General features: G+C 47.0%; 22 protein-coding genes. All 22 read left to right on the top strand.

The features are described from left to right. Positions 1 to 150 precede the first annotated feature (150 nt). The 22 genes from rimP (at position 151) to ACFQZT_RS30035 (ending at position 22,353) form a co-directional block, all read left to right on the top strand. Positions 151 to 597: a ribosome maturation factor RimP gene (rimP, locus tag ACFQZT_RS30140; protein ID WP_379306408.1), complete on the top strand. Its 447-nt coding sequence runs from the start codon at positions 151 to 153 to the stop codon at positions 595 to 597. Between the two features lie 36 nt (positions 598 to 633). Further along, positions 634 to 1,731: a transcription termination factor NusA gene (gene nusA, locus ACFQZT_RS30135; RefSeq protein ID WP_379306264.1), complete on the top strand. Its 1,098-nt coding sequence runs from the start codon at positions 634 to 636 to the stop codon at positions 1,729 to 1,731. A 32-nt stretch (positions 1,732 to 1,763) separates the two neighbouring features. Further along, positions 1,764 to 2,078, top strand: a complete 315-nt coding sequence (gene rnpM / locus ACFQZT_RS30130) for an RNase P modulator RnpM (protein ID WP_379306262.1) — start codon at positions 1,764 to 1,766, stop codon at positions 2,076 to 2,078. Continuing rightward, positions 2,068 to 2,394 carry a YlxQ family RNA-binding protein gene (locus tag ACFQZT_RS30125; protein ID WP_379306260.1) on the top strand — a complete coding sequence of 109 codons (327 nt, stop codon included), beginning with the start codon at positions 2,068 to 2,070 and terminating at the stop codon, positions 2,392 to 2,394. The genes rnpM and ACFQZT_RS30125 overlap by 11 nt, the downstream gene beginning before the upstream one ends. Then, positions 2,387 to 5,278, top strand: a complete 2,892-nt coding sequence (gene infB / locus ACFQZT_RS30120) for a translation initiation factor IF-2 (RefSeq protein ID WP_379306258.1) — start codon at positions 2,387 to 2,389, stop codon at positions 5,276 to 5,278. Before ACFQZT_RS30125 ends, infB begins: the two co-directional genes overlap by 8 nt. Positions 5,279 to 5,284: 6 nt before the next feature. Beyond that, on the top strand, positions 5,285 to 5,644 hold the full coding sequence (rbfA, locus tag ACFQZT_RS30115) for a 30S ribosome-binding factor RbfA (RefSeq protein ID WP_379306256.1): 360 nt from the start codon (positions 5,285 to 5,287) through the stop codon (positions 5,642 to 5,644). Further along, positions 5,641 to 6,642 carry a DHH family phosphoesterase gene (locus tag ACFQZT_RS30110; protein ID WP_379306255.1) on the top strand — a complete coding sequence of 334 codons (1,002 nt, stop codon included), beginning with the start codon at positions 5,641 to 5,643 and terminating at the stop codon, positions 6,640 to 6,642. Before rbfA ends, ACFQZT_RS30110 begins: the two co-directional genes overlap by 4 nt. Beyond that, complete coding sequence (gene truB / locus ACFQZT_RS30105) at positions 6,639 to 7,553, top strand: tRNA pseudouridine(55) synthase TruB (RefSeq protein ID WP_379306253.1); 915 nt, start codon at positions 6,639 to 6,641, stop codon at positions 7,551 to 7,553. The genes ACFQZT_RS30110 and truB overlap by 4 nt, the downstream gene beginning before the upstream one ends. 50 nt (positions 7,554 to 7,603) lie before the next feature. After that, positions 7,604 to 8,551, top strand: a complete 948-nt coding sequence (locus ACFQZT_RS30100) for a bifunctional riboflavin kinase/FAD synthetase (RefSeq protein WP_379306251.1) — start codon at positions 7,604 to 7,606, stop codon at positions 8,549 to 8,551. 153 nt (positions 8,552 to 8,704) lie between these two features. Next, a complete protein-coding gene (gene rpsO / locus ACFQZT_RS30095; RefSeq protein WP_188174120.1) occupies positions 8,705 to 8,974 on the top strand; it encodes a 30S ribosomal protein S15 in 270 nt (89 codons plus the stop codon). A gap of 310 nt (positions 8,975 to 9,284) precedes the next feature. Beyond that, positions 9,285 to 11,387 (top strand): polyribonucleotide nucleotidyltransferase, encoded by a 2,103-nt coding sequence (gene pnp, locus ACFQZT_RS30090; protein WP_379306248.1) that lies wholly within the window; start codon positions 9,285 to 9,287, stop codon positions 11,385 to 11,387. Positions 11,388 to 11,584: 197 nt separating this feature from the next. After that, complete coding sequence (locus ACFQZT_RS30085) at positions 11,585 to 12,631, top strand: polysaccharide deacetylase family protein (RefSeq protein WP_379306246.1); 1,047 nt, start codon at positions 11,585 to 11,587, stop codon at positions 12,629 to 12,631. Between the two features lie 132 nt (positions 12,632 to 12,763). Continuing rightward, positions 12,764 to 14,020 (top strand): M16 family metallopeptidase, encoded by a 1,257-nt coding sequence (locus ACFQZT_RS30080; RefSeq protein WP_379306244.1) that lies wholly within the window; start codon positions 12,764 to 12,766, stop codon positions 14,018 to 14,020. Further along, positions 14,007 to 14,462, top strand: coding sequence for a dUTP diphosphatase (gene dut, locus ACFQZT_RS30075; protein ID WP_379306242.1), 456 nt, complete (start codon positions 14,007 to 14,009; stop codon positions 14,460 to 14,462). The genes ACFQZT_RS30080 and dut overlap by 14 nt, the downstream gene beginning before the upstream one ends. A 147-nt stretch (positions 14,463 to 14,609) precedes the next feature. Further along, positions 14,610 to 15,509: a dipicolinate synthase subunit DpsA gene (gene dpsA, locus ACFQZT_RS30070; protein ID WP_379306240.1), complete on the top strand. Its 900-nt coding sequence runs from the start codon at positions 14,610 to 14,612 to the stop codon at positions 15,507 to 15,509. Continuing rightward, positions 15,506 to 16,099 (top strand): dipicolinate synthase subunit B, encoded by a 594-nt coding sequence (locus ACFQZT_RS30065; protein WP_379306238.1) that lies wholly within the window; start codon positions 15,506 to 15,508, stop codon positions 16,097 to 16,099. The genes dpsA and ACFQZT_RS30065 overlap by 4 nt, the downstream gene beginning before the upstream one ends. A gap of 35 nt (positions 16,100 to 16,134) precedes the next feature. After that, complete coding sequence (locus ACFQZT_RS30060; RefSeq protein ID WP_379306236.1) at positions 16,135 to 17,172, top strand: aspartate-semialdehyde dehydrogenase; 1,038 nt, start codon at positions 16,135 to 16,137, stop codon at positions 17,170 to 17,172. 48 nt (positions 17,173 to 17,220) lie between these two features. After that, positions 17,221 to 18,438 (top strand): aspartate kinase, encoded by a 1,218-nt coding sequence (gene dapG / locus ACFQZT_RS30055; protein ID WP_379306234.1) that lies wholly within the window; start codon positions 17,221 to 17,223, stop codon positions 18,436 to 18,438. Positions 18,439 to 18,482: 44 nt separating this feature from the next. Next, positions 18,483 to 19,346, top strand: coding sequence for a 4-hydroxy-tetrahydrodipicolinate synthase (dapA, locus tag ACFQZT_RS30050; protein WP_379306232.1), 864 nt, complete (start codon positions 18,483 to 18,485; stop codon positions 19,344 to 19,346). Positions 19,347 to 19,563: 217 nt separating this feature from the next. Further along, on the top strand, positions 19,564 to 21,240 hold the full coding sequence (locus ACFQZT_RS30045; protein WP_379306230.1) for a ribonuclease J: 1,677 nt from the start codon (positions 19,564 to 19,566) through the stop codon (positions 21,238 to 21,240). Between the two features lie 154 nt (positions 21,241 to 21,394). Continuing rightward, positions 21,395 to 22,120, top strand: coding sequence for a ClpP family protease (locus ACFQZT_RS30040; protein WP_379306228.1), 726 nt, complete (start codon positions 21,395 to 21,397; stop codon positions 22,118 to 22,120). Then, positions 22,117 to 22,353 (top strand): YlzJ-like family protein, encoded by a 237-nt coding sequence (locus tag ACFQZT_RS30035; protein ID WP_379306226.1) that lies wholly within the window; start codon positions 22,117 to 22,119, stop codon positions 22,351 to 22,353. Before ACFQZT_RS30040 ends, ACFQZT_RS30035 begins: the two co-directional genes overlap by 4 nt. Positions 22,354 to 22,361 lie beyond the last annotated feature (8 nt).

Here is a 22,361-nt window from a genome sequence, read left to right as displayed (position 1 = left end):
GATTAAAGAGTGGGGAAACCCACTCTTTACATTTTGATATAGGACTTTTTACCTTAAATGAAGTTTAAAAAGCCAACTTTTTAAACACTTATTTTAGTGGGCAAAGTTCATTTTAGGAGGGCAAATCAATCCGTGGTTACACAAGCACAAATCAAATCCGTCATTGAGGACATGCTGAAAGATTTCATCGAACAAAATGGATTTGAACTCGTGGATATTGAATACGTGAAAGAAGGCAGCAACTGGTTCCTTCGTGTCTATGCAGACAAAGAAGGCGGCATTGATATAGATGATTGCGGCCGCATCAGCGAATACTTAAGCGCACAGCTTGATGAGAAGGATCCTATTCCAGATGCGTATTTTTTGGAAGTGTCTTCGCCAGGCGCAGAACGACCTCTCAAAAAGCTGCAGGATTATCACAAAGCTGTAGGAAGTCACGTATTTGTTACCACCTACGAGCCTATTGACGGCTCTAAAGAGTTTGAAGGCAAGCTGCTTTCATTTGACGGCGAGGAACTCGTTGTTGAAACAGGCAAGAAGAAAAGCACGATATCGTTTGCTAAAGTAGCGAGCGCTCGTTTGGCTATCGTCTTTTAGCAACAGTTACTTATTGAAAGGGGGAACTCGGTTCAAATGAACATGGATTTTATCGAAGCGCTGTCGGAAATTGAACGTGAGAAAGGTATCTCCAAGGAGCTGCTGATCGATGCGATTGAGGCGGCGATGATTTCGAGTTATAAGCGCAATTTCAATACCGCACAGAACGTGCGCGTGGATATTAACCGCCAAACAGGACTTATCAAAGTATATGCCCGCAAAACCGTTACGGAGGATGTACTCGATCCGAGATTAGAGATTTCGCTTCATGCAGCTCGTGAGATCAATCCGAACTATCAATTGGATGATATCGTTGAGATTGAAGTAACGCCACGCGATTTCGGCCGGATTGCGGCGCAAACCGCGAAACAAGTTGTGACGCAGCGCATTCGCGAAGCGGAAAGAGGTTTGATTTACAACGCTTTTATTGACAAGGAAGAGGATATCGTTACGGGTATTCTTCAACGTCAGGATCAGCGCAACATTTATGTGGACCTGGGTAAAGTCGAAGCGGTGCTTCCTCTTACTGAGTTGATGCCGACAGACAAATTCAAACAAGGCGACCGCATTAAAGCGTACATCACCAAGGTGGAGAATACGACAAAAGGGCCGCAAATCATTCTTTCCAGAACGCACCCTGGTTTGCTCAAACGGTTGTTCGAGCTCGAGGTTCCGGAGATTTTCGACGGCGTCGTTGAAATTCGTTCGGTTGCGCGCGAAGCGGGTTTCCGTTCCAAAATCGCCGTTCATTCCCGCAATGCTGAAGTCGATCCGGTTGGTTCCTGCGTAGGGCCCAAAGGCTTGCGCGTCCAAACGATCGTCGGCGAGCTCCGCGGCGAGAAAATCGATATCGTACGCTGGATGGAAAGCGTGGAGGAGTACGTAGCGAATGCGCTCAGTCCTTCCAAAGTGCTCGAAGTGCAAGTGCATGAGAGCGAAAAAATGGCGCGCGTTATCGTGCCTGATTATCAACTTTCTCTTGCTATTGGCATTAAAGGACAGAACGCGCGTTTGGCTGCGAAACTGACCGGCTGGAAAATTGACATCAAGAGCGAGTCACAGGCGGAACAAGAGTACGGCAGACCTAAAACGTACACGGAAGAAATGCATCAAGATTCCGTTAGCATTGACTAACGAGTAGTTGCCTGGAGCAAGGGGTGATCGGAATGAAGCAGAGAAAAATCCCTCTAAGAAAATGCGTGGCCTGCCAGGAGATGATGCCGAAGAGGGACTTGATCCGCGTCGTCAAAACGCCTGAGGACGAAATTCTCATCGATTTGAAAGGGAAGAAGTCCGGGCGCGGTGCCTACCTGTGCGGCAAAGTATCTTGTTTTAAGTTGGCTAAGAAGAGCAAGGCGCTGGATCGGGCGCTGAAGCATGCCGTAAGCGCTGATATTTATGATCAATTGGAGCAGGATTTCATTCGTGTTGAAGACGAGTTCCTCTCTTCGAAAGAGGAGGAGAACGAGGATGAAGAATAAATTTTTATCCCAATTGGGGTTGGCAATGCGGGCAGGTAAGCTGGTCTCGGGCGATGAGAGCGTCTTTAAAGCGATCCGTTCGGGAGAAGCGAAACTTGTCATTATGGCGGAAGACGCTTCGGACAATACGCGTAAAAAATTTCAAGATAAATGCCAGTTCTATAAGGTTCCCCTGATGGAATTAGGTACGAAATACGAGCTGGGAGGCAGCATTGGCAAAGAGATGCGTGTCATCCTGGGCGTACTGGACGGAGGCTTCGCGCAGATGCTGCAGAAGTGTCAGGTAAATCCTGCGGAGGTGAAAAGTATTGACTAATAAACAAGACAATAAAGATAAAACACGCGTGTACGAATACGCGAAATCACTGAACATGAGCAGTAAGGAAATCATTACGATTCTCAAGCGTTTAAATATTCCCGTTAACAACCATATGAGCGTAATGGAAAACGAAGCGGTGGATAGTGTTGAAAAGTTTTTTCGTGATATAAAAGCAAATGCGGCTGCCAAACGAGCAGCTACGGACGGAGGAAATGTGAGTTCATCTACGACGAATCAGAAACCTGCTTCGCAGGCTCCTGCACAGGAGAATAAAGGTGCGGCAACTTCGGCTTCGAAGCCGGTTGCTTCTGAGCAAACTAATGGCGGTGTCAATTCACCGCAGCAAAATCAATCTTCCACACAAGGACAATCTACTTCCCCTAGACGTTCGGATGATCAGTATGTAGCTAGCCGCCCGGCTCAGCCTCAGCGTGATCAACGCCCAAGCGGTCAGGGTCAAGGACAGCGCCCGACAGGTCAAAGCCAGGGACAGCGTCCAAGTGGTCAAGGACAAGGTCAGGGGCAGCGTTCCGGATATCAAGGTCAAGGGCAGGGTCAACGTCCAAGCGGCCAAGGCCAAGGTCAAGGTCAACGTACTGGCGATCGCCCTCCTTACCGTTCTAACGACCAGCGCCCAGGCAATTCTGGCGGCGGCAACTATGGTAACCGTCCAGGTGGTCAAGGTTCGAGCCAGGGCCAAGGTCAAGGCGGCGGAAATCGCAGCAGTAACTATGCGGGCTCCCGTCCGAACCAAGGTACTGGCAGCACTGGAACAAGTACTCAAGGCACAGGTGGTAACCGTCCGCAAGGCGGAGCTCCGAATCGCGGCGGTGCGGGTCCGAACCGTCCTAACAGACCTTTCGACAACCGCAATAACCAAAGTGGCAGACCGGTCATTCAAGAAGCGAAGCCACAGTTCCACGTGGGAGCTACAGCAGCAGAGCTAGATGAAGCTGCAGCTAAAGCCGGTGTGAAAACAACGAAGAAAACGAAACCTACGCCGAATCGCTTTGATGATAATAAAGCAGGCGCTAGACGCGGTCCAGGCGGACAAAACCGCAATAACCAACGCGGTAACAATAGAGGCAGATATCAACAAGAAACGGTTAAAAAAGAGAAAATCGATAATACGCCTAAGAAAATCATCGTTCGTGGCACAATGACGGTCGGTGAAACGGCGAAATTGCTCCATAAAGATGCCTCCGAGGTTATTAAAAAGCTATTATTCCTTGGAACCATGGCAACAATTAACCAAGAGCTTGATTTGGATGCCATTCAATTAATCGCAACGGAATTTGGCGTTGAGGTTGAAGTGAAAATCAAAGTGGAAGAAGATAACTTTGAGACGTTTGAAGAAATCGATGATGAGGCAGATCTGCTTGAACGTCCGCCAGTCGTCACCATTATGGGTCACGTTGACCATGGTAAAACGACGCTGCTCGATGCCATTCGCTCGACGAATGTAACGGAAGGCGAAGCAGGCGGTATCACTCAGCATATCGGTGCTTATCAAGTCGAAGTGAATCAGAAGAAAATTACGTTCCTGGATACGCCTGGTCACGAAGCGTTCACTACAATGCGTGCCCGCGGTGCACAAGTAACGGATATTACGATTATCGTTGTTGCAGCGGATGACGGCGTTATGCCTCAAACCGTAGAAGCGATCAGCCATGCGAAAGCAGCTGGCGTTCCAATCATTGTCGCTGTGAACAAAATTGATAAAGAGGGCGCTAATCCTGATCAGATCAAGCAGGCGCTCACGGCGTTCGAGCTTGTTCCCGAAGAGTGGGGCGGCGACACGATTTTCTGTGAGATTTCAGCCAAACAGCGCATCGGTCTTGAGAACCTGCTGGAGATGATTCTTCTGGTAGCTGAAGTACAAGAGTACAAAGCAAACCCGAATAAACGTGCCAGAGGTACGGTCATTGAGGCAGAGCTTGATAAAGGTAGAGGACCGGTAGCGAGAATCCTGATTCAGCATGGAACACTGAAAGTCGGCGACAGCTTTGTTGCGGGCGTACATTTTGGTCGTGTCAGAGCCATGGTGAATGATAAAGGTAAACGACTGAAAGAAGCAGGACCATCGACTCCAGTTGAGATTACAGGTTTGACTGAAGTTCCTCAAGCAGGGGATCCGTTCCTGGCTTATGAAGATGAGCGCAAAGCAAGAGACATTGCGGAACGCCGCGCCATCGCGCTGCGTCAATCCGAAATGACGGCCAACTCTCGCGTCACATTGGATGATCTCTTTAAGCATATTAAAGACGGTGAAATCAAGGATCTGAATGTAATCATCAAAGGTGACGTTCAAGGTTCCGTGGAAGCGTTGAAGAGCTCGCTGGAAAAAATTGAAGTGGAAGGCGTTCGCGTCAAAATCCTTCATAACGGCGTAGGTGCGATTACGGAGTCCGATATTATCCTTGCATCGGCTTCCAATGCGATTATCATCGGTTTCAACGTGCGTCCGGAACCTGCAGCCAAATCGACTGCTGATCAAGAAAAAGTGGATATTCGTCTGCATAACATCATCTATAACGTCATCGAAGAAATCGAGCAAGCCATGAAGGGCATGTTGGATCCGGTCTTTAAAGAAGTGACGCTTGGTCAGGCTGAAGTGCGTAACGTGTTCAAAATTACAGGAGCCGGAACCATCGCAGGTTGTATGGTTATTTCCGGTAAAATTGCTCGTAACGCTCAATTGCGCTTAATCCGCGGCGGTATCGTCGTGCATGAAGGCAAGATTGATTCCCTGAAAAGATTTAAGGACGATGCAAAAGAAGTTGCTCAAGGCTACGAATGTGGTATATCTCTGGAGCGTTATCATGATATTAAAGAAGGGGACATTATTGAAGCCTTCATCATGGAATCCGTTGAGAGGTGATGACTTATGGCTAGAGTTCGCGTAGGGCGAGTCGGCGAGCAGATCAAGAAAGAGCTTAGCCAAATCGTACAATCCGAATTAAAAGATCCGCGCATTGGCTTCTTGACCGTTACCGGCGTTGAAGTAACGAACGATTTATCCTTGGCTCGCGTTTTCTTAAGCGTCATGGGAACCGAAGAAGAAAAGGCAGCGACACTTAAGGCGCTGTCTGCCGGAACCGGTTATATTCGTTCGGAATTAGGCAAACGAATTCGTTTGCGCAAAATTCCAGACCTGCAATTTAAGTTCGATGCTTCTATCGACTATGGAAGCCGGATTGACAACTTGCTGCACCAGCTTAATCAGGAAGGAAATCCAAACGTATGAAGAACGGAATGAACCATGCATCCGAATACGTGCAGCAGCTTGAAGCGGCTGCGAAGTTTATCGAGCAGCATGATGATTTCCTGGTGGTATCCCATATCCAGCCGGATGGGGATGCCGCCAGTTCTACGTATGCAACGGGCTGGATTCTGAAACAGCTTGGTAAATCGTTCACAATGATCAATGAGGGCGCCATGCCCTCAAAATTTTCTTATTTGTGGGGAAGCGATCTAGTGATGGATTTCAGCAAAGAAGCTCCGCCAAGGCTATACCAAACGATCATAAGTGTGGATTGTGCTGATTTTTCCAGAATGGGTAAGATCAGCACTCTTTTTGATGAGCAGGTTAGTTTGCTCAATATCGATCATCATCCCACGAACGATAGATTTGGGTCTTGTCATCTAATTAAACACGATGCCGCGGCAACCGTGCAGATTTTATATGATTTGACGATACATATGAACTTGGTGCCAACTTTAGAGGTTGGAGATTGCTTTTATACGGGCCTCTTAACGGATACCGGCGGATTCCGCTATTCCAATACGACGCCGGAGGTCATGCAGATTGGCGCAACTTTATTGCAACTCGGCGTGCAAGGCTCCGTTATTGCGGAGCAGGTGCTCGAACGGCTGACTTATTCCCAGACTGTGCTGCTGCAAAGAGCGCTCTCCACACTCTCTTTTGCCCACGACCGCAAGCTTGCCTGGCTCGCAGTCTCTTTGGCAGATTTGGAGATTACGGGAGCTTCGAGTGATGATCTTGACGGTCTTGTGAATTATCCTCGTAATGTGGAGGGTGTCGAGGTGGGCATCCTGTTTAAGGAAAAAGCGCCAGGCGTTATCAAAGTCAGTCTTCGATCCGCTGGAAAAGTTGACGTCGCACAGATCGCGCAGTCTATTGGTGGAGGCGGGCATGTCCGTGCTTCGGGCTGCACGATACATGGTACGTTAGAGGAAGCAATAGCTAGAATGGTTCAGGAAGTAGGTACAGAACTGAGATGACACTAGAAGGTGTTTTGCCCGTTTGGAAGCCTGAAGGCTATACTTCTCATGATGTCGTAGCGAAAGTAAGGCGAATACTCGGTGTCAAGAGAATCGGTCATACCGGAACGCTGGACCCTCAAGTAACAGGGGTTTTGCCGCTCTGTATCGGACGAGCAACCCGGATGGTTGAGTACATACAAGAGCTCCCAAAGCAATATGAAGCCGTGCTTAGCATCGGACTTTCAACCGATACGGAAGATATGACGGGGACTGTTCTGGAGGAAGTACGGGATGTCAGCCTCACCGAGGATCAGATTCGGACGGCGCTGGCTACTTTTATCGGCGAAATCGAGCAGGTGCCGCCAATGTTCTCAGCGGTCAAGGTTGATGGGAAACGGCTGTATGAGCTGGCTAGGGAAGGCAAGGAAGTTGAACGGAAATCAAGAAAAGTTACGATTCACAGTATCGAGATCCTCGGGATGAACTTGCAAGTGCAGCATCCTGAGATCCATTTCCGCGTTACCTGCTCCAAAGGCACTTACATCCGAACCTTGTGTGTGGATATTGGCAAATCACTCGGGTATCCTGCCGTTATGAAAAGCCTGGTTCGAACCTCCACAGGAAGCCTTCGTCGAGATCAGTGTTTGACTTTCGAGCAGATCCAGCAGTTCAAGGAAGACGGATCGCTGCAAGCACACTTGATCCCGATGGACCAAGCGATAATGCATATCCCGTCGATCCGGCTTACTTCAACTGAATCGGTACATGCCTTGCAGGGAAAAAAAATTGCCATGAATTCGGAACGCGTCGCGGGGGCGGATGCTTCATCATCGATATTCCGCGCGTACTCGCCGGATGAACGGTTTCTTGGTATTTTCGAATGGAAAAGCGTTAGCCAAAGCCTGACCCCGGCCAAAGTCTTCCTCTAATAGGCTGGCTTTGCCGGACAGGTTGATATAGGTAGGTGAAATGAACTTATATGCAAATAATTCCGCTATCGTATCCGATGGAGTTGGGGTCAGCTCCTGTTTATGTGGGTAATCAGGTCGTAGCGATTGGTGACTTTGATGGTGTTCACCTGGGACATCGAGAAGTCATCGGTCGTGCGATACAGACTGCTGAGCGTCTTCGCCTTCCTGCTGCCATTATGACCTTTCATCCGCATCCTAGAGCTGTTATGGGGCAGGACAAGTACACAGAACTCTTGACTCCTATGAAGAAGAAGATGGAACTGTTTGCTTCTCTCGGCGTAAATCATGTTTACATTGTAACTTTCGATGCTTCATTAATGAGACTTTCGCCAGATCAGTTTGTCGATGATGTACTTCATCGGTTGGGTGTTGATAGTGTCATTTGTGGCTTTGATTTTACATTTGGCTATCAAGGTAAAGGAACCCCGGATTCTCTCTGTGAGTTGAGTCACGGCAAATTTTCCGTAGAAGTGGTGAGACCTTTTCATATGGATGGGGAAAAAGTAAGCAGCACCTTAATTCGTGAGTCCTTGCAGCAAGGGGATATTGAAACGGTGACCCGGTTGCTCGGACGTCCTTACAGTATGAGCGGTATTGTCGTGGATGGAGCGAAGCGGGGACGCGAATTTGGCTTTCCGACGGCGAATATCCAATTGGACGAGCCTTATGTCATTCCAGTAAATGGCGTGTATGCGATTAGAGCAATTGTGAATGGGGAAAGCTATAAAGGCGTTATGAATATCGGCGTTAAACCGACCGTCGCAACTGGAGAATTGAAACAATCGCTCGAGGCTCATTTATTTGATTTTTCCAGTCAAATCTATGGAGAGCACATAACCGTTGAATTGATTGCTTATTTGCGTGCTGAACGAAAGTTTGCTTCGATTGATGAGCTCATTGCCCAGATCAGGCAGGATGCTGAATCGGCAAGAGGAAGATTAGAACGGCTTGTCTAAATCAAGCATTTACTTCTGCCTTACGATTATGATATACTGAATGACGTTGTCAAAAGGAACCTATTCTTTTTGCACGAACCTTAGCTTGGAACCCCGCTATCACCGGCGTGATCTCGGCTATAGGGGATACTTTGGAACAGGAGGTGAACAAGGATGGCATTAACACAAGAACGCAAAACTCAACTGATTGCAACTCACAAGGTACATGATACCGATACGGGTTCTCCAGAAGTTCAAGTAGCTATCCTTACGGAAAACATTGTTAACCTGACAAATCATTTGCGGACGCACAAGAAAGATCATCATTCCCGCCGTGGTTTGCTTAAAATGGTTGGACAACGCCGTAAGCTGCTGGCATACCTGAAGAACAAAGATGTGAGCCGTTACAGTGCTTTGATTGAAAAGCTTGGTTTGCGTCGATAAAACCGACAATGAGAAGCAACCTGTTGCTCCTTTGCTGGGCTTGATAAGCTAAAGCGAAGAGCGGCAACCAGGTTGCTTTTTCTTGTATTTTTAAAACCGTAAAAGAAGGAAATACTAGGTATTACGCAGAAGTAGAGGTAGATGTGGGCTCTAGGCAACATTTGGAATACATACGGAGCTTGACAAGCAGGAGCAGAGTTCATAGCTTTCTGCGCGATACCAAAACAAACATACTTAAGAAAGTATAGCTTACGGCAAATGCTTGCTTACGAAAAAAGTTTAGCACAGGCAAAGCTTAAAGGAGGATATTATGGAGAAAAGGGTACAAATGGACCTTGGTGGCAGACCGTTCATTCTTGAAACGGGCCGACTTGCCAAACAGGCCAATGCAGCTGTTACCGCACGGTATGGCGATACGGTTGTGCTTTGTACAGTTACGGCATCCAGCGAACCAAAGGATCTGGATTTTTTCCCGTTAACTGTGAATTATGAAGAAAGATTATACTCCGTCGGTAAAATTCCTGGAGGCTTCATTAAACGTGAGGGTCGTCCAAGCGAAAAAGCAATTCTGGCGAGTCGTCTGACAGACCGTCCGATTCGTCCGCTGTTCCCGGAAGGCTTCCGTAACGATGTGCAAATCGTCTCGATCGTGATGAGTGTCGACCAAGAATGTTCGCCTGAAATTGCGGCGATGATCGGTACATCCGCGGCGCTGGCGATTTCGGACGTTCCTTTCAACGGACCAATTGGCGGCGTTATCGTGGGTCGTGTTGACGGTCAATTCGTAATCAATCCAACGACTGAGCAAGCTGAAAAAAGCGACATTCATCTGACCGTTGCAGGAACGAAAGATGCGATCATGATGGTTGAAGCTGGCGCAAACGAAGTGCCTGAGGAAGTGATGCTCGAAGCTATTATGTTCGGACATGATGAAATCCGGAAAATCGTTGCCAAGATTGAAGAATTAGTTGAACAAGCCGGCAAGCCGAAAATGGAAGTGAAACTTCACGCGGTTGATGCTGCAGTAAGCCAAGCTGTTCGTGAGTTCGCTCAGACAAGATTGGTAGAAGCAATCAAGATTCCTGAGAAGCACGCTCGTCAAGAAGCGATCGACGTTGTTAACGCTGAGGCTGTAGAACATTTCACAGCAGTTTATGCGGATACGCCAGATGCGATGGATGACGTCAAAGAAACGTTGTATGACATCGTGAAAGAAGAAGTGCGTCGACTCATTACGCATGATAAAGTAAGACCTGACGGCCGTAAACTGGAAGAAATTCGTCCAATCGAGTGCGATATTACCCTTCTGCCTCGTACCCATGGTTCTGGATTGTTTACACGTGGACAAACTCAAGCATTAAGCATTTGTACTTTAGGTGCTCTTGGTGATGTGCAAATTCTGGATGGACTCGATCTGACAGAAACTAAACGCTTCATGCATCACTACAATTTCCCGCCGTTCTCCGTTGGTGAAGCCAGACCGCTTCGTCCTCCAGGCCGCCGCGAAATTGGTCATGGTGCGCTAGGGGAGAGAGCTCTTGAGCCGATCATTCCTAATGAAGTTGATTTCCCATATACGATCCGTCTGGTCTCTGAAGTGCTTGAATCCAATGGTTCGACTTCACAGGCAAGTATTTGTGCAAGCACACTCGCATTGATGGATGCAGGCGTACCGATCAAAGCTCCTGTAGCGGGTATTGCGATGGGTCTGATCAAAGACGGCGATCACTTCTCGATCCTCTCCGATATTCAAGGGATGGAAGATCACCTTGGCGATATGGACTTCAAAGTGGCGGGTACTGCCAAAGGCGTAACGGCTCTGCAAATGGATATCAAAATCGATGGCATCGACCGCAGCATTTTGCAGCAATCTTTGGAACAAGCCAAAGAAGGCCGTATGCACATCTTGAATAAAATGCTTTCCCGTATTAATGAGCCTAAGAAAGCTCTTTCGCCTTACGCGCCTAAAATTCTTACTATGCAAATTAATCCGGACAAAATCCGTGATGTGATCGGAGCGGGCGGTAAGATCATCAATAAAATTATTGAAGAAACCGGCGTGAAAATCGACATTGAGCAGGATGGCCGCGTATTTATCGCTTCTTCGAACCAAGAGATGAACGAAAAAGCACGTTCGATCATTGAAGGTATTGTTCGTGAAGTTGTTGTCGGTGAAACGTATCTCGGAACTGTTAAACGAGTTGAGAAGTTCGGTGCATTCGTGGAAATTTTACCGGGTAAAGAAGGTCTGGTTCACATTTCACAGCTTTCCACTGAACGTGTAGCGAAAGTTGAAGACGTCGTGAATGTTGGCGACCAAATCACTGTCAAAGTTACGGAAATCGATCAACAGGGCAGAGTCAATCTTTCCCGCAAAGCCACTTTAACTTCGCAAGTCCCGGCTCAAACCTAAAGCCGAGTGACTTGCGAGTCACAATTTTATACTTCAGGGATAAAGAGTCAGATCAATCTGTCTCTTTTTTGCTTTTCAGAAGCGCGAACTTACCTCGTTCTAACCTTGTCCTTCCATGCATAAGATCAGGACATAAGGAAAGCTTATGTTTGACGATGCAAGTTTTGCTAAAGCAAAACGATTAGGAGGACATGGCTATGCTTGACAAAAAATGGCTGCTGCTAGGAAGTTTTTTTGCTATGGTGCTGGTTTCGCTCCAGGCTCTTCCCGGCATCGGAACGTATATTAGCGCAGTAAAGGCCGGCTATAAGCCACCAGTAATAATAAGCGATTTAGATAATCAAGAAGCAGTGCCGGCAATGGCTGCAGCACAAGTGGATAAGAGCAGTTGGGTCAGTCGAAGCAATTTGCTCGATATTATTAAAGCTGAAGCGGCCAAACGCAAAGTAGCACCCATTAACGCTAAAATAGATCCCGTGTGGAAAGCAATTCCGGGTTACAACGGTTTAGAGGTAGATATTGATGAAACCCTCAAGCTGGCCGAGCATCATTTGATACCGGGTAAAATTCATTACATCATGAAAGAGACATCACCGGCCATTCAACTGGACGATCTGGGCCCAAGCCCGATATATAAAGGAAACCCCAAGAAACCTATGGCATCCATCATGATAAACGTAGCCTGGGGGAATGAATATCTGCCGCGCATCCTGGAAACGCTTCGTAAAGAACATGTACATGCCACCTTCTTCTTCGATGGTTCATGGTTGAAGAAAAATATTGAAACGGCCAAGAAAATTCAAAGTGAAGGCCACGAACTGTCCAATCACGCTTATTCTCACAAAGATATGAGAGGCATTAGCCGAAGTAAAGCTGTAGAGGAAATTTCCAAAACCGAGGATTTGCTTAAGCAGCAATTAGGCGTGACCAACACTTTGTTCGCTCCGCCATCGGGTTATTTTAATGAAGAAACCGTTCAAGTGGCTGCACAATTTAAGCTAAAAACCGTTCTCTGGACGTTTGATACGATCGATTGGAAAAATCCTGGCGCGGATCAAATTATTCAGCGACTTTCCAAAAGTGTAGAACCAGGCTCGCTCATACTCATGCATCCGACGGCGTCTTCCAGTGAAGCGCTTGACGGGATGATACGAATCATCAAGAATAAAGGTCTGACGCTAGGGACCGTCTCCGAATTGTTATCCCCGAATCGAGTTCCGAAAACTGACGTTCTAATGCAGTAAGTTGAGTCAAAGGCACATTTTTGTTAGACTATTAAAGTACGTTTTAAATGGTCAAAGTGGGCTATTTAAGTCAATTTTAGCGTATATATGGGGAATTGGACTTTAGGTGCTACATATCGAGGAGGAACATAGGTGATCAAATACCGCTTACATAATGGCTTAAGAGTCGTCATGGAACAAATTCCGACCTGCCGCTCAGTGTCATTCGGCATCTGGGTGAAAACCGGATCGCGAAATGAGAAGCAGGATAATAACGGAATTTCACATTTTATCGAACATATGCTTTTCAAAGGGACGGAGCGTCATTCCGCCAAAGATATCGCCGAAATTTTCGACGGTATCGGCGGGAATGTGAACGCATTTACCTCCAAAGAGTATACATGCTATTATGCAAAAGTGCTTGATGAGCATTTGCCGCTGGCGATGGACGTACTTGCGGACATGTTTTTCAATTCGACTTTCGACGAAGGCGAGCTTGAAAAAGAGAAAAACGTTATTTTTGAAGAAATTTCGATGTATGAAGATACGCCGGACGATCTTGTACATGACTTAGTGGCGAAAGCTGCGTACGGTTCCCATGCACTCGGTTATACGATCTTAGGGACGCAGGATAATTTGTCAGGTATGAAGCCTGATGATCTTCGCAATTATATGAAGCATTTCTATAACACTGAAAATACGGTGCTCAGTATCGCGGGCAACATCGATGACAGTGTTAGAGCTTTGATTGAGCAGCATTTTGGCGGCTTCGTTCAGTCTGGGGCTGAAACGGATTACGAGGCTCCGGATTTTCTTGGGGATCTCATTTTCCATGCCAAGAAAACGGAACAAAATCACATTTGTCTCTCTTTGCCGGGACTTTCGCTTCAGGAAGAAAATCTGTATCCGATGGTTTTGCTGAACAATGCCATTGGCGGCGGCATGAGTTCGAGACTTTTTCAAGAGATTCGTGAGAAAAGAGGTCTCGCTTACTCCGTGTACTCGTATCATTCCTCGCATATTGATAGCGGAATGTTCACGATTTATACCGGTACAGCGCCCAAACAGACTGATGAAGTGCTGAAAGTGACGATGGAACTGCTTCATGATATTGCGGTAAAAGGCATGACGGATAACGAGCTGAAGAAAGGCAAGGAGCAGCTGAAAGGAAGCTTGATTCTTAGTCTGGAAAGTACGAGCAGCCGGATGAACCGATTGGGCAAAAATGAGCTGATGACCGGCAAGCATTACAGCTTGGATGAAATGATTGAACGGATTGAAAGTGTTCAAATGGAGCATGTGCGCGAGCTCACGAAAACGCTGTTCTCAGCGCCGTTCGCGCTATCCATGGTCGGACATTCCGATGAAGTAATCCAAGGATTCAGGAGGGATCAACTTGTCTCTCTTTAATTACGAAGTGCAGATCAAACGCATGTCCGGCCAAGAAGACATCCTTCTGCCGCAAAAAATGTCAGCCGCCGCCAGCGGCTTCGACCTGCATGCTGCCGTCAGTGAGCCGGTCGTGTTGCACCCCGGCGAGCGGCAGCTCATTCCGACCGGCTTCGCGCTCAGCATGTCGCCGGAACTGGAAGCGCAGATCCGCCCGCGAAGCGGTCTGGCCTTCAAGCATGGCATCACCACGCTGAACTCGCCTGGAACAATCGATGCGGACTATCGCGGCGAAGTGAAAGTGCTGCTGATCAATCACGGGCAGGAGCCCTTCACGATCCAGCGGAATGAACGCATCGCGCAGATGGTATTTCAACTCGTTCCTCAGATTCAGCTCACAGAAGTTGCGGAACTAACAGACACCGAGCGTGGTACCGGCGGCTTTGGTCATACTGGCCGATAACTGCGAGGTATTCTCATAAGCATCTATAGATCAAGCTCTTTCCTTAGGGAAGGAGCTTTTTTTGTTAACTGCTGTGAAGTCACCCATCTTTAGGCGGAAGCATACTATATCGTATCGAAACGGACCGAGAAAGGGGTGTAAGCGGGAATGCTTACTGGGATTTCGGTTGCTTTCATGGGCGGTGACGCCCGGCAGCTAGAAGTAATTCAGAAATTTACCGAGCTCGATGCTACAGTAACGTTAATTGGCTTTGATAATCTGGGGCGCCAGTTTAGCGGCGTAACCAATGCGAAGCTGCAACCGGCGCTGCTTCAAACGATTGACGTCTTGATATTGCCAGCGGTTGGTACGGACGATTCGGGACAAGTGGAATCGATCTTTTCCAGTGAGGAGTTGATTTTGACAGACGATCATATCTCCTCGCTGCCTAAGCATGCCAAAGTATATACGGGGATGGCCAAGAGCTACCTTAAGAAACTTTGTGCTTCACATGGGATAGAGGTTATTGAATTATTCGATCGGGATGACGTTGCGATCTATAACTCCATTCCGACTGCCGAAGGTGCGCTCATGATGGCGATTCAGAATACGGATATTACGATTCATGGATCGGTATGCATGGTTTTGGGTTTTGGTCGAACAGGGTTCACGATGGCAAAAACACTGCAGGGATTAGGGGCGACAGTGAAGGTAGGCGTGAGGAAGCCGGAGCATTTTGCAAGAGCGTGGGAGATGGGTTTCCAGCCTTTCTATACGAAAGACTTGTACCCGGAAGTGGGGAATATTGACTTGCTTTTTAACACAATTCCGACTATGATAGTCACAGCGCAAGTTATTACCAATATCCCACATCGCGCGCTTATCATCGACTTGGCCTCCAAACCCGGCGGAACGGACTTCCGATTTGCCGAAAGAAGAGGGATTAAAGCGATGCTCGCGCCCGGATTGCCTGGCATTGTCGCACCCAAAACAGCTGGTCGAATTATGGCGAATACGCTGAGTCAGCTGATTGAGGAAGACTTCAAAGACAGGAGCGATGTGGAATGAATTGGCAAGGGAAAACGGTCGGGTATGCACTAACTGGCTCTCATTGTACGCTGGAAGAAGTCATGCCGCAGGTTAAGAGATTTGTAGATGCAGGTGCGCGCGTTATTCCAATCGTATCGAATTCGATTTTAACGACAGATACGCGTTTCGGCAAATCCGCAGATTGGCAGCAGCAGTTGAAGGAAATCACGGGTAACGACATTATTTCTACAATAGTAGATGCTGAACCGTTAGGTCCATCCAAATTACTCGATGTCATGGTTATTGCGCCATGTACCGGTAACACAACTAGCAAATTGGCCAATGCGATGACAGAAAGTCCAGTACTTATGGCGGCCAAAGCCCAAATGAGAAATCAGCGTCCGCTTGTTTTGGCCATTTCTACCAATGACGGACTCGGACTCAATGCGATGAATATCGCGAAGCTTCTTATTACCAAAAATATTTATTTTGTGCCTTTCGGTCAGGATGCCCCTGGTGTGAAGCCCAATTCTTTGGTAGCCAGAATGGATTTGATCAAGGAAGCTTGCGAAGCGGCCCTCGAAGGAAAACAGCTGCAGCCTATGATTATTGAGAGATTTCAATATTAATTCATATACAAAAGACACAGGGGAGAGGACAGGACATGTCGAACCAGAAACTTTTTAATGTTGCAGTCGTCGGCGCTACCGGTGCCGTAGGTGAACAAATCATTCGTCTACTAGAAGAACGGAATTTCCCCATTAAGGAATTGAAATTATTATCATCCGCTCGCTCAGCCGGCGTAAAACTTTCATTCAAAGGCCAAGAAATTACTGTTCAAGAAGCGACGCCTGAAAGCTTCCAAGGCGTTGATATTGCATTGTTCAGCGCTGGAGGAGACGTCTCTAAGGCGCTGGCACCGCATGCGGTTGAAGCCGGAACGATTTGTATCGATAATACCAGCGCTTACCGTATGGATCCAGATACTCCTTTAGTTGTGCCTGAAGTCAATGTTGATAAAATTAACGAGCATAAAGGGATTATCGCGAATCCGAACTGCTCCACGATTCAAATGGTTGCCGCTTTGAAGCCGTTGTACGACCGGTTTGGTATTTCCAAAATCATCGTCTCGACTTACCAAGCTGTTTCGGGTGCGGGAGCCAAAGCGATTAACGAGATGCTGAGACAGTCCAAGGAAGTTCTCGAGGGAAGAGAGTCGAATCCGGATATTTTACCGGTGGGTTCATTGCCGGTGAAGCATCAAATCGCGTTCAATGCGATTCCGCAAATCGACAAATTCCACGAGAATGGTTTCACGAATGAAGAAATGAAAATGATTCTCGAAACGAAAAAAATTATGGGCGATGAGTCCATTGATGTGACAGCGACATGCGTACGTATTCCGGTTGTTTATGGACATTCAGAATCCGTCTACGTGGAGCTGAAAGAGGATTTTGACATTGAAGAAGTAAAAAATTTGATTGCGAATGCACCAGGTATTGTTCTGGTTGACAACCCTGCTGAACAACAGTATCCGCTTGCAACGGACGCTGCGGGTAAATTGGAGACTTTCGTAGGTCGTGTTCGTCGTGATCTTAGCAATCCAAAAGCGCTTAACATGTGGATCGTTTCTGATAATTTGCTGAAAGGTGCGGCATGGAATGCCGTGCAAATTGCTGAATACATTGCTATTGAACAGTAATCAGCACTGCTTAACGAGAGCAGTAAGACATGAATATGGGGGAAACTCATGCGAATTCTTGTACAGAAGTACGGAGGTACATCGCTTTCCACCGTTCAAGCCAGAGAACACGTTATTGGTCATATTCAAGATGCACTAGCACAAGATTATCAATTGGTCGTTGTCGTTTCCGCGATGGGAAGAAAAGGGGAACCCTATGCAACTGACACGCTCCTGGACCTCGTTCGTCAGAACGGGGAGGGGCTGCCAGCGAGGGAGCTCGATATGTTGATGGGCTGCGGAGAGTTGATTTCCGCGGTGCATTTGTGCAGCCTGCTGCAGGCAGCCGGCATACGCTCAACCGTCCTAACAGGTGGGCAAGCCGGTATTCATACGAATGATGTGCACGGTAACGCTCAAATTGTTTCGATACAGCCTAATCGGATTCTAGAACTTCTTGAGAATGAACAGGTTGTTGTAGTAACGGGGTTCCAAGGCATCACAAGTCAAGGAGAACTGACAACGCTTGGACGTGGTGGAAGCGATACGTCCGCAACAGCACTTGGTGCGGCGTTGAAAGCCGAGATTGTTGATATCTTTACGGATGTGAACGGAATCTTAACGGCAGACCCGCGAATCGTTGAGGATGCCAAGCCCCTTGTGCGGGTCAGCTTCGCTGAAATTTGCAATATGGCGCATAATGGCGCCAAAGTTATTCACCCTCGTGCAGTTGAGGTTGCGATGCAAGCGAACATTCCGATACGTGTCCGATCTACGTTTTCCAAGGAATTGGGAACATTGGTTGCTGCTGGGGATACGATCCATCATGAAACGAATCAAGTTGCGGATCGTTTTGTGACGGGGATCGCACAATTTACGAATATTACCCAAATTCAAGTTGCGGCTGCTAGGGGTCATTTCGATCTCCAGCTTCGTGTGTTCAAATCGATGGCGCAGCATCAAATTAGTGTTGATTTTATCAATGTGAACCCATCAGGGGTTGTTTATACCGTGTTCGATCATGAAGCGGACCGAGCGATTGGACTGCTTGAAAGCCAAGGCTATGAGCCAAAAGTTTTACGCGGTTGCGCGAAAGTTTCCATCATCGGAGGCGGGATGAACGGTGTGCCAGGAATCATGGCGCATATTGTAGAAGCTTTGACAGATGAAGATATTCGTATACTTCAGTCTGCCGACTCGAATACAACAATATGGGTCCTTGTCCATGGTGAGGATATGATTAAAGCGGTAAGGGCACTTCATCATAAGTTCAATTTATCTAAGTGAATAACTTAGATAAGATTTAGATTTAGTTTTAGGAGGCGTATACGGTGGATTTCGGAAGAGTAGTCACAGCGATGGTAACTCCATTTGACGATCAATTAGCAGTCAATTGGGACCAGGTGGAGCCACTGATTCATTATTTGATCGAAGAGCAGCAGTCGGATAGCCTCGTGATTTGCGGAACGACGGGGGAGTCGCCGACTTTAACGGAAGATGAGAAACTGAAACTTATCGAGTTGTCCGTAAGATATGCCAAGGGACGCTGCAAAATTATTGCCGGCACCGGCAGTAATGATACAGCCCATACCATTCATTTTTCCCAAAAAGTTGAAAAGCTTGGAGTGGACGCTTTGCTCGTCGTAGCTCCTTACTATAATCGTCCTTCCCAAGAAGGGCTTTACCAGCATTTTAAAGCAGTTGCAGAATCAGTTCGTGTTCCTGTGGTGCTGTATAATGTGCAAGGGCGCACAGGCGTAAATATCGATGCGGATACAACTATTCGTCTTTCGAAGATTCCTAACATTGTTGCTACCAAAGATTGCGCCAATACGGATCAATTGACTCGTATATTAAACGGTGTTGACGCTGATTTCTCCGTATACAGCGGTGAGGACAGCAATACGCTTCCTGCGATTGCCGTCGGCTGTCGAGGGATTGTAAGCGTTGCGAGTCATGTGATTGGAAAAGAAATGCAATCTATGATAAAGTATTACGTAGAAGGCAACATACAGCAAGCGGCAGAGCTCCATCGTAAGCTTCACCCGATTTTTACCGGTATTTTCTGTGCACCAAGTCCTGCTCCAATCAAGCATGCTTTGGCACTGAAAGGTATTCAGACAGGTGGAGTGAGACTTCCGTTAGTTCAGGTATCCGAGCAAGAAGGACAATTCATCCAATCTCTTTTTGTATGATAACGCCTAATGAATCGGTGCTTCCGGCATCGGTTTTCTTTTTTTGGGGACACTAGCGTTTGCAGGGTGTGATTTGCAATTATTGAATATCATTGACAAATTCACACATGGGTATCGACTTGTATTTGCTGTTTTTCTTCATGTATAATGGTTGCAAGTGACTGGTTCGGTTTAATCATTTAAAATTCGTCGTCCAATCTTAGAAGGAGGTATATTCTTGTCCAAAAAAAATGTAGACAAACTTTTGATCTTCGCTCTTGGCGGCGTGGGCGAAATCGGAAAAAATATGTATTGTGTTCAGTATGCGAACGATATTGTTGTGATTGATAGCGGTTTGAAATTCCCGGAGGAAGACATGCTGGGGATTGATATCGTCATTCCTGATATCGGTTACCTAACGGAGAATCGCGATAAAGTACGCGGCATCATCATTACTCACGGCCATGAAGACCACATCGGTGGTTTGCCTTATGTGCTCAAGCATCTGAATGTTCCTGTGTACGGTACGAAACTGACACTCGGCCTTATTGAAGCGAAGCTGAAGGAAGCCAATTTGCTTGGTGAAACGAAACGGATTTTGATTCACTCGGAATCCATTCTTTCCCTCGGAACCATAACCGCTTCATTTTTCAAAACCAATCATAGTATTCCGGATTCCGTGGGTGTCGCTCTGGATACGCCGGAAGGCGTCGTCGTTCATACAGGCGACTTTAAATTCGATCAGACTCCTGTCAATGATCAATACGCCGACCTGCATCGAATGGCGGAAATCGGGAAGAAAGGCGTTCTTGCCTTGCTTTCAGATAGTACAAATGCGGAGCGTCCTGGTTATACAGGATCGGAAAAAAGCGTTGGTGTCGAAATTGAAGAAGTGTTTCGTAAGGCGAAGCAAAGAGTCGTTATTGCGACTTTCGCATCTAACATTCACCGTGTTCAACAGGTGTTCGATGCAGCTGCTGCAACGAATCGCAAGGTGACGGTAATTGGCCGAAGTATGGTCAATGTCGTATCGATCGCAAGCGAACTTGGCTATCTTCACATTCCGGATGGAATGCTGATCGAGCCTGAAGAGGTAAACAAGCTTGCTGCCGACCGTGTTGTTATTCTTTCAACAGGCAGTCAAGGTGAGCCGATGTCTGCGCTTACGAGAATGGCGCGTTCTACCCACCGTAAAGTCGATATTTTACCAGGTGATACGGTCATTATCGCGGCAACTCCGATTCCAGGTAACGAACGTTATGTTGGTCGTACTGTGGATGAATTGTTCCGTATCGGCGCTAACGTAATTTACGGCCCTGGCTCAGTAACCGGCGTACACGTATCCGGTCACGGCAGTCAAGAAGAGCTGAAGCTCATGCTGAATCTTATGAAGCCGAAGTACTTTATACCGATTCACGGCGAATATCGCATGCTGCGTCAACACGGATTGCTTGCCGAGTCTGTCGGCATTGATAAAGAAAATATTTTCATGTGCGATATCGGTGATACGGTCGAGATTCAGAATGGCGTTGCACGCAAAGGATCCAAAGTTCAAAGCGGCAACATTCTGATTGACGGACTTGGTGTTGGCGACGTAGGAAACATTGTTCTGCGTGACCGTAAGTTACTGTCGCAAGATGGTATTCTGGTGGTAGTGGTTACGCTCAGCAAACAAGATGGCAAAATTTTATCCGGTCCGGATATTATCTCCCGAGGATTCGTCTATGTACGTGAATCTGAAGGTCTCTTGGAAGAAGCCAACCGTATCGTAACGAATACGTTAACGAAATTAATGAATGAAAATGTGAATGAATGGGCGTCTTTGAAAACGAATGTTAAAGACGCACTGGGACGATTTTTATATGAACAAACCAGAAGAAGACCAATGATCCTTCCTATTATTATGGAAGTCTAGTCTCGAACAAGTCACTTGAACCTATGCAAATAACAAAGCTCTCTCCTTAACGGGGAGAGCTTTTTCATATTATTCATGAGCTGCCAGATGTATGAAAGTACTTTGGACTATTCATACTATGGGGGATTATAGGACAATCCAAGGAGGAACTTCAATGGCAGATCCGAAGCAGCAGGAACCGGGTGTAGAAGAGGGGAAGAAGAACGCTACATTAGAAAATATTCAGCAATTAGGGCAGACGAACACCCCCGCAGGCGAATCTAATATTTTCTGTCTTACGATTATTGGTCAGGTTGAAGGGCATATCGTTCTGCCTCCGCAAAATAAAACGACGAAGTACGAGCATATTATACCGCAGCTGGTAGCGGCCGAACAGAATCCGAAAATCGAAGGCGTAATGATTATTTTAAATACAGTTGGGGGCGATGTGGAAGCGGGACTCGCGATTGCTGAGATGATTTCTACGCTATCTAAACCTACGGTAACGCTTGTTCTGGGGGGAGGTCATAGCATAGGGGTGCCGATCGCCGTATCCGCCAATTATTCCATCATTGCAGAAACAGCGACGATGACGATACATCCCATACGTTTGAATGGTTTGGTGATTGGCGTGCCGCAAACGTTCGAGTATTTGGATAAAATGCAAGAACGCGTAACTCGCTTTGTTACGAAGCATTCTAATGTGACGGAAGGGAAATTCAAAGAATTGATGTTCAAAACAGGAGAGCTCACTCGTGATATCGGAACAACGGTAATTGGAGCGGACGCTGTAAAATATGGTTTGATCGATCAAGTTGGTGGGGTCGGAGAAGCTATTAAAGAACTGAACCAACGAATAGAAGAGAAGAAATCGTTGGCCGGTGGAGGGCTTGTTCAATGATTCTCTATTCCGTTATTCCGATGGAAGATGTTTTTCAAGGGATGGAATCCTTTGCGCCGAACTATATGGAAATTTCACATCAGGGTGTGATGATGCAAGTTGAGCCGATAAGCGGTTTTCAAGCCCGTATTGTTCGTCTGCTCAGTTGCAACCCGCAAGATTATTTAAAGGAGCAATATATGCCGGGTTCCATCATTGCGTATAACCCGGATTTCTCTGGGGCGAACGTGTAAGCCTTTCT

The organism is Paenibacillus sp. GCM10027628 (genome assembly GCF_042676385.1).
Lineage (GTDB): Bacteria > Bacillota > Bacilli > Paenibacillales > NBRC-103111 > Paenibacillus_E.
Note: the sequence above shows the minus strand (reverse complement) of the source record. Positions and strands in the feature narration are given on the sequence as shown.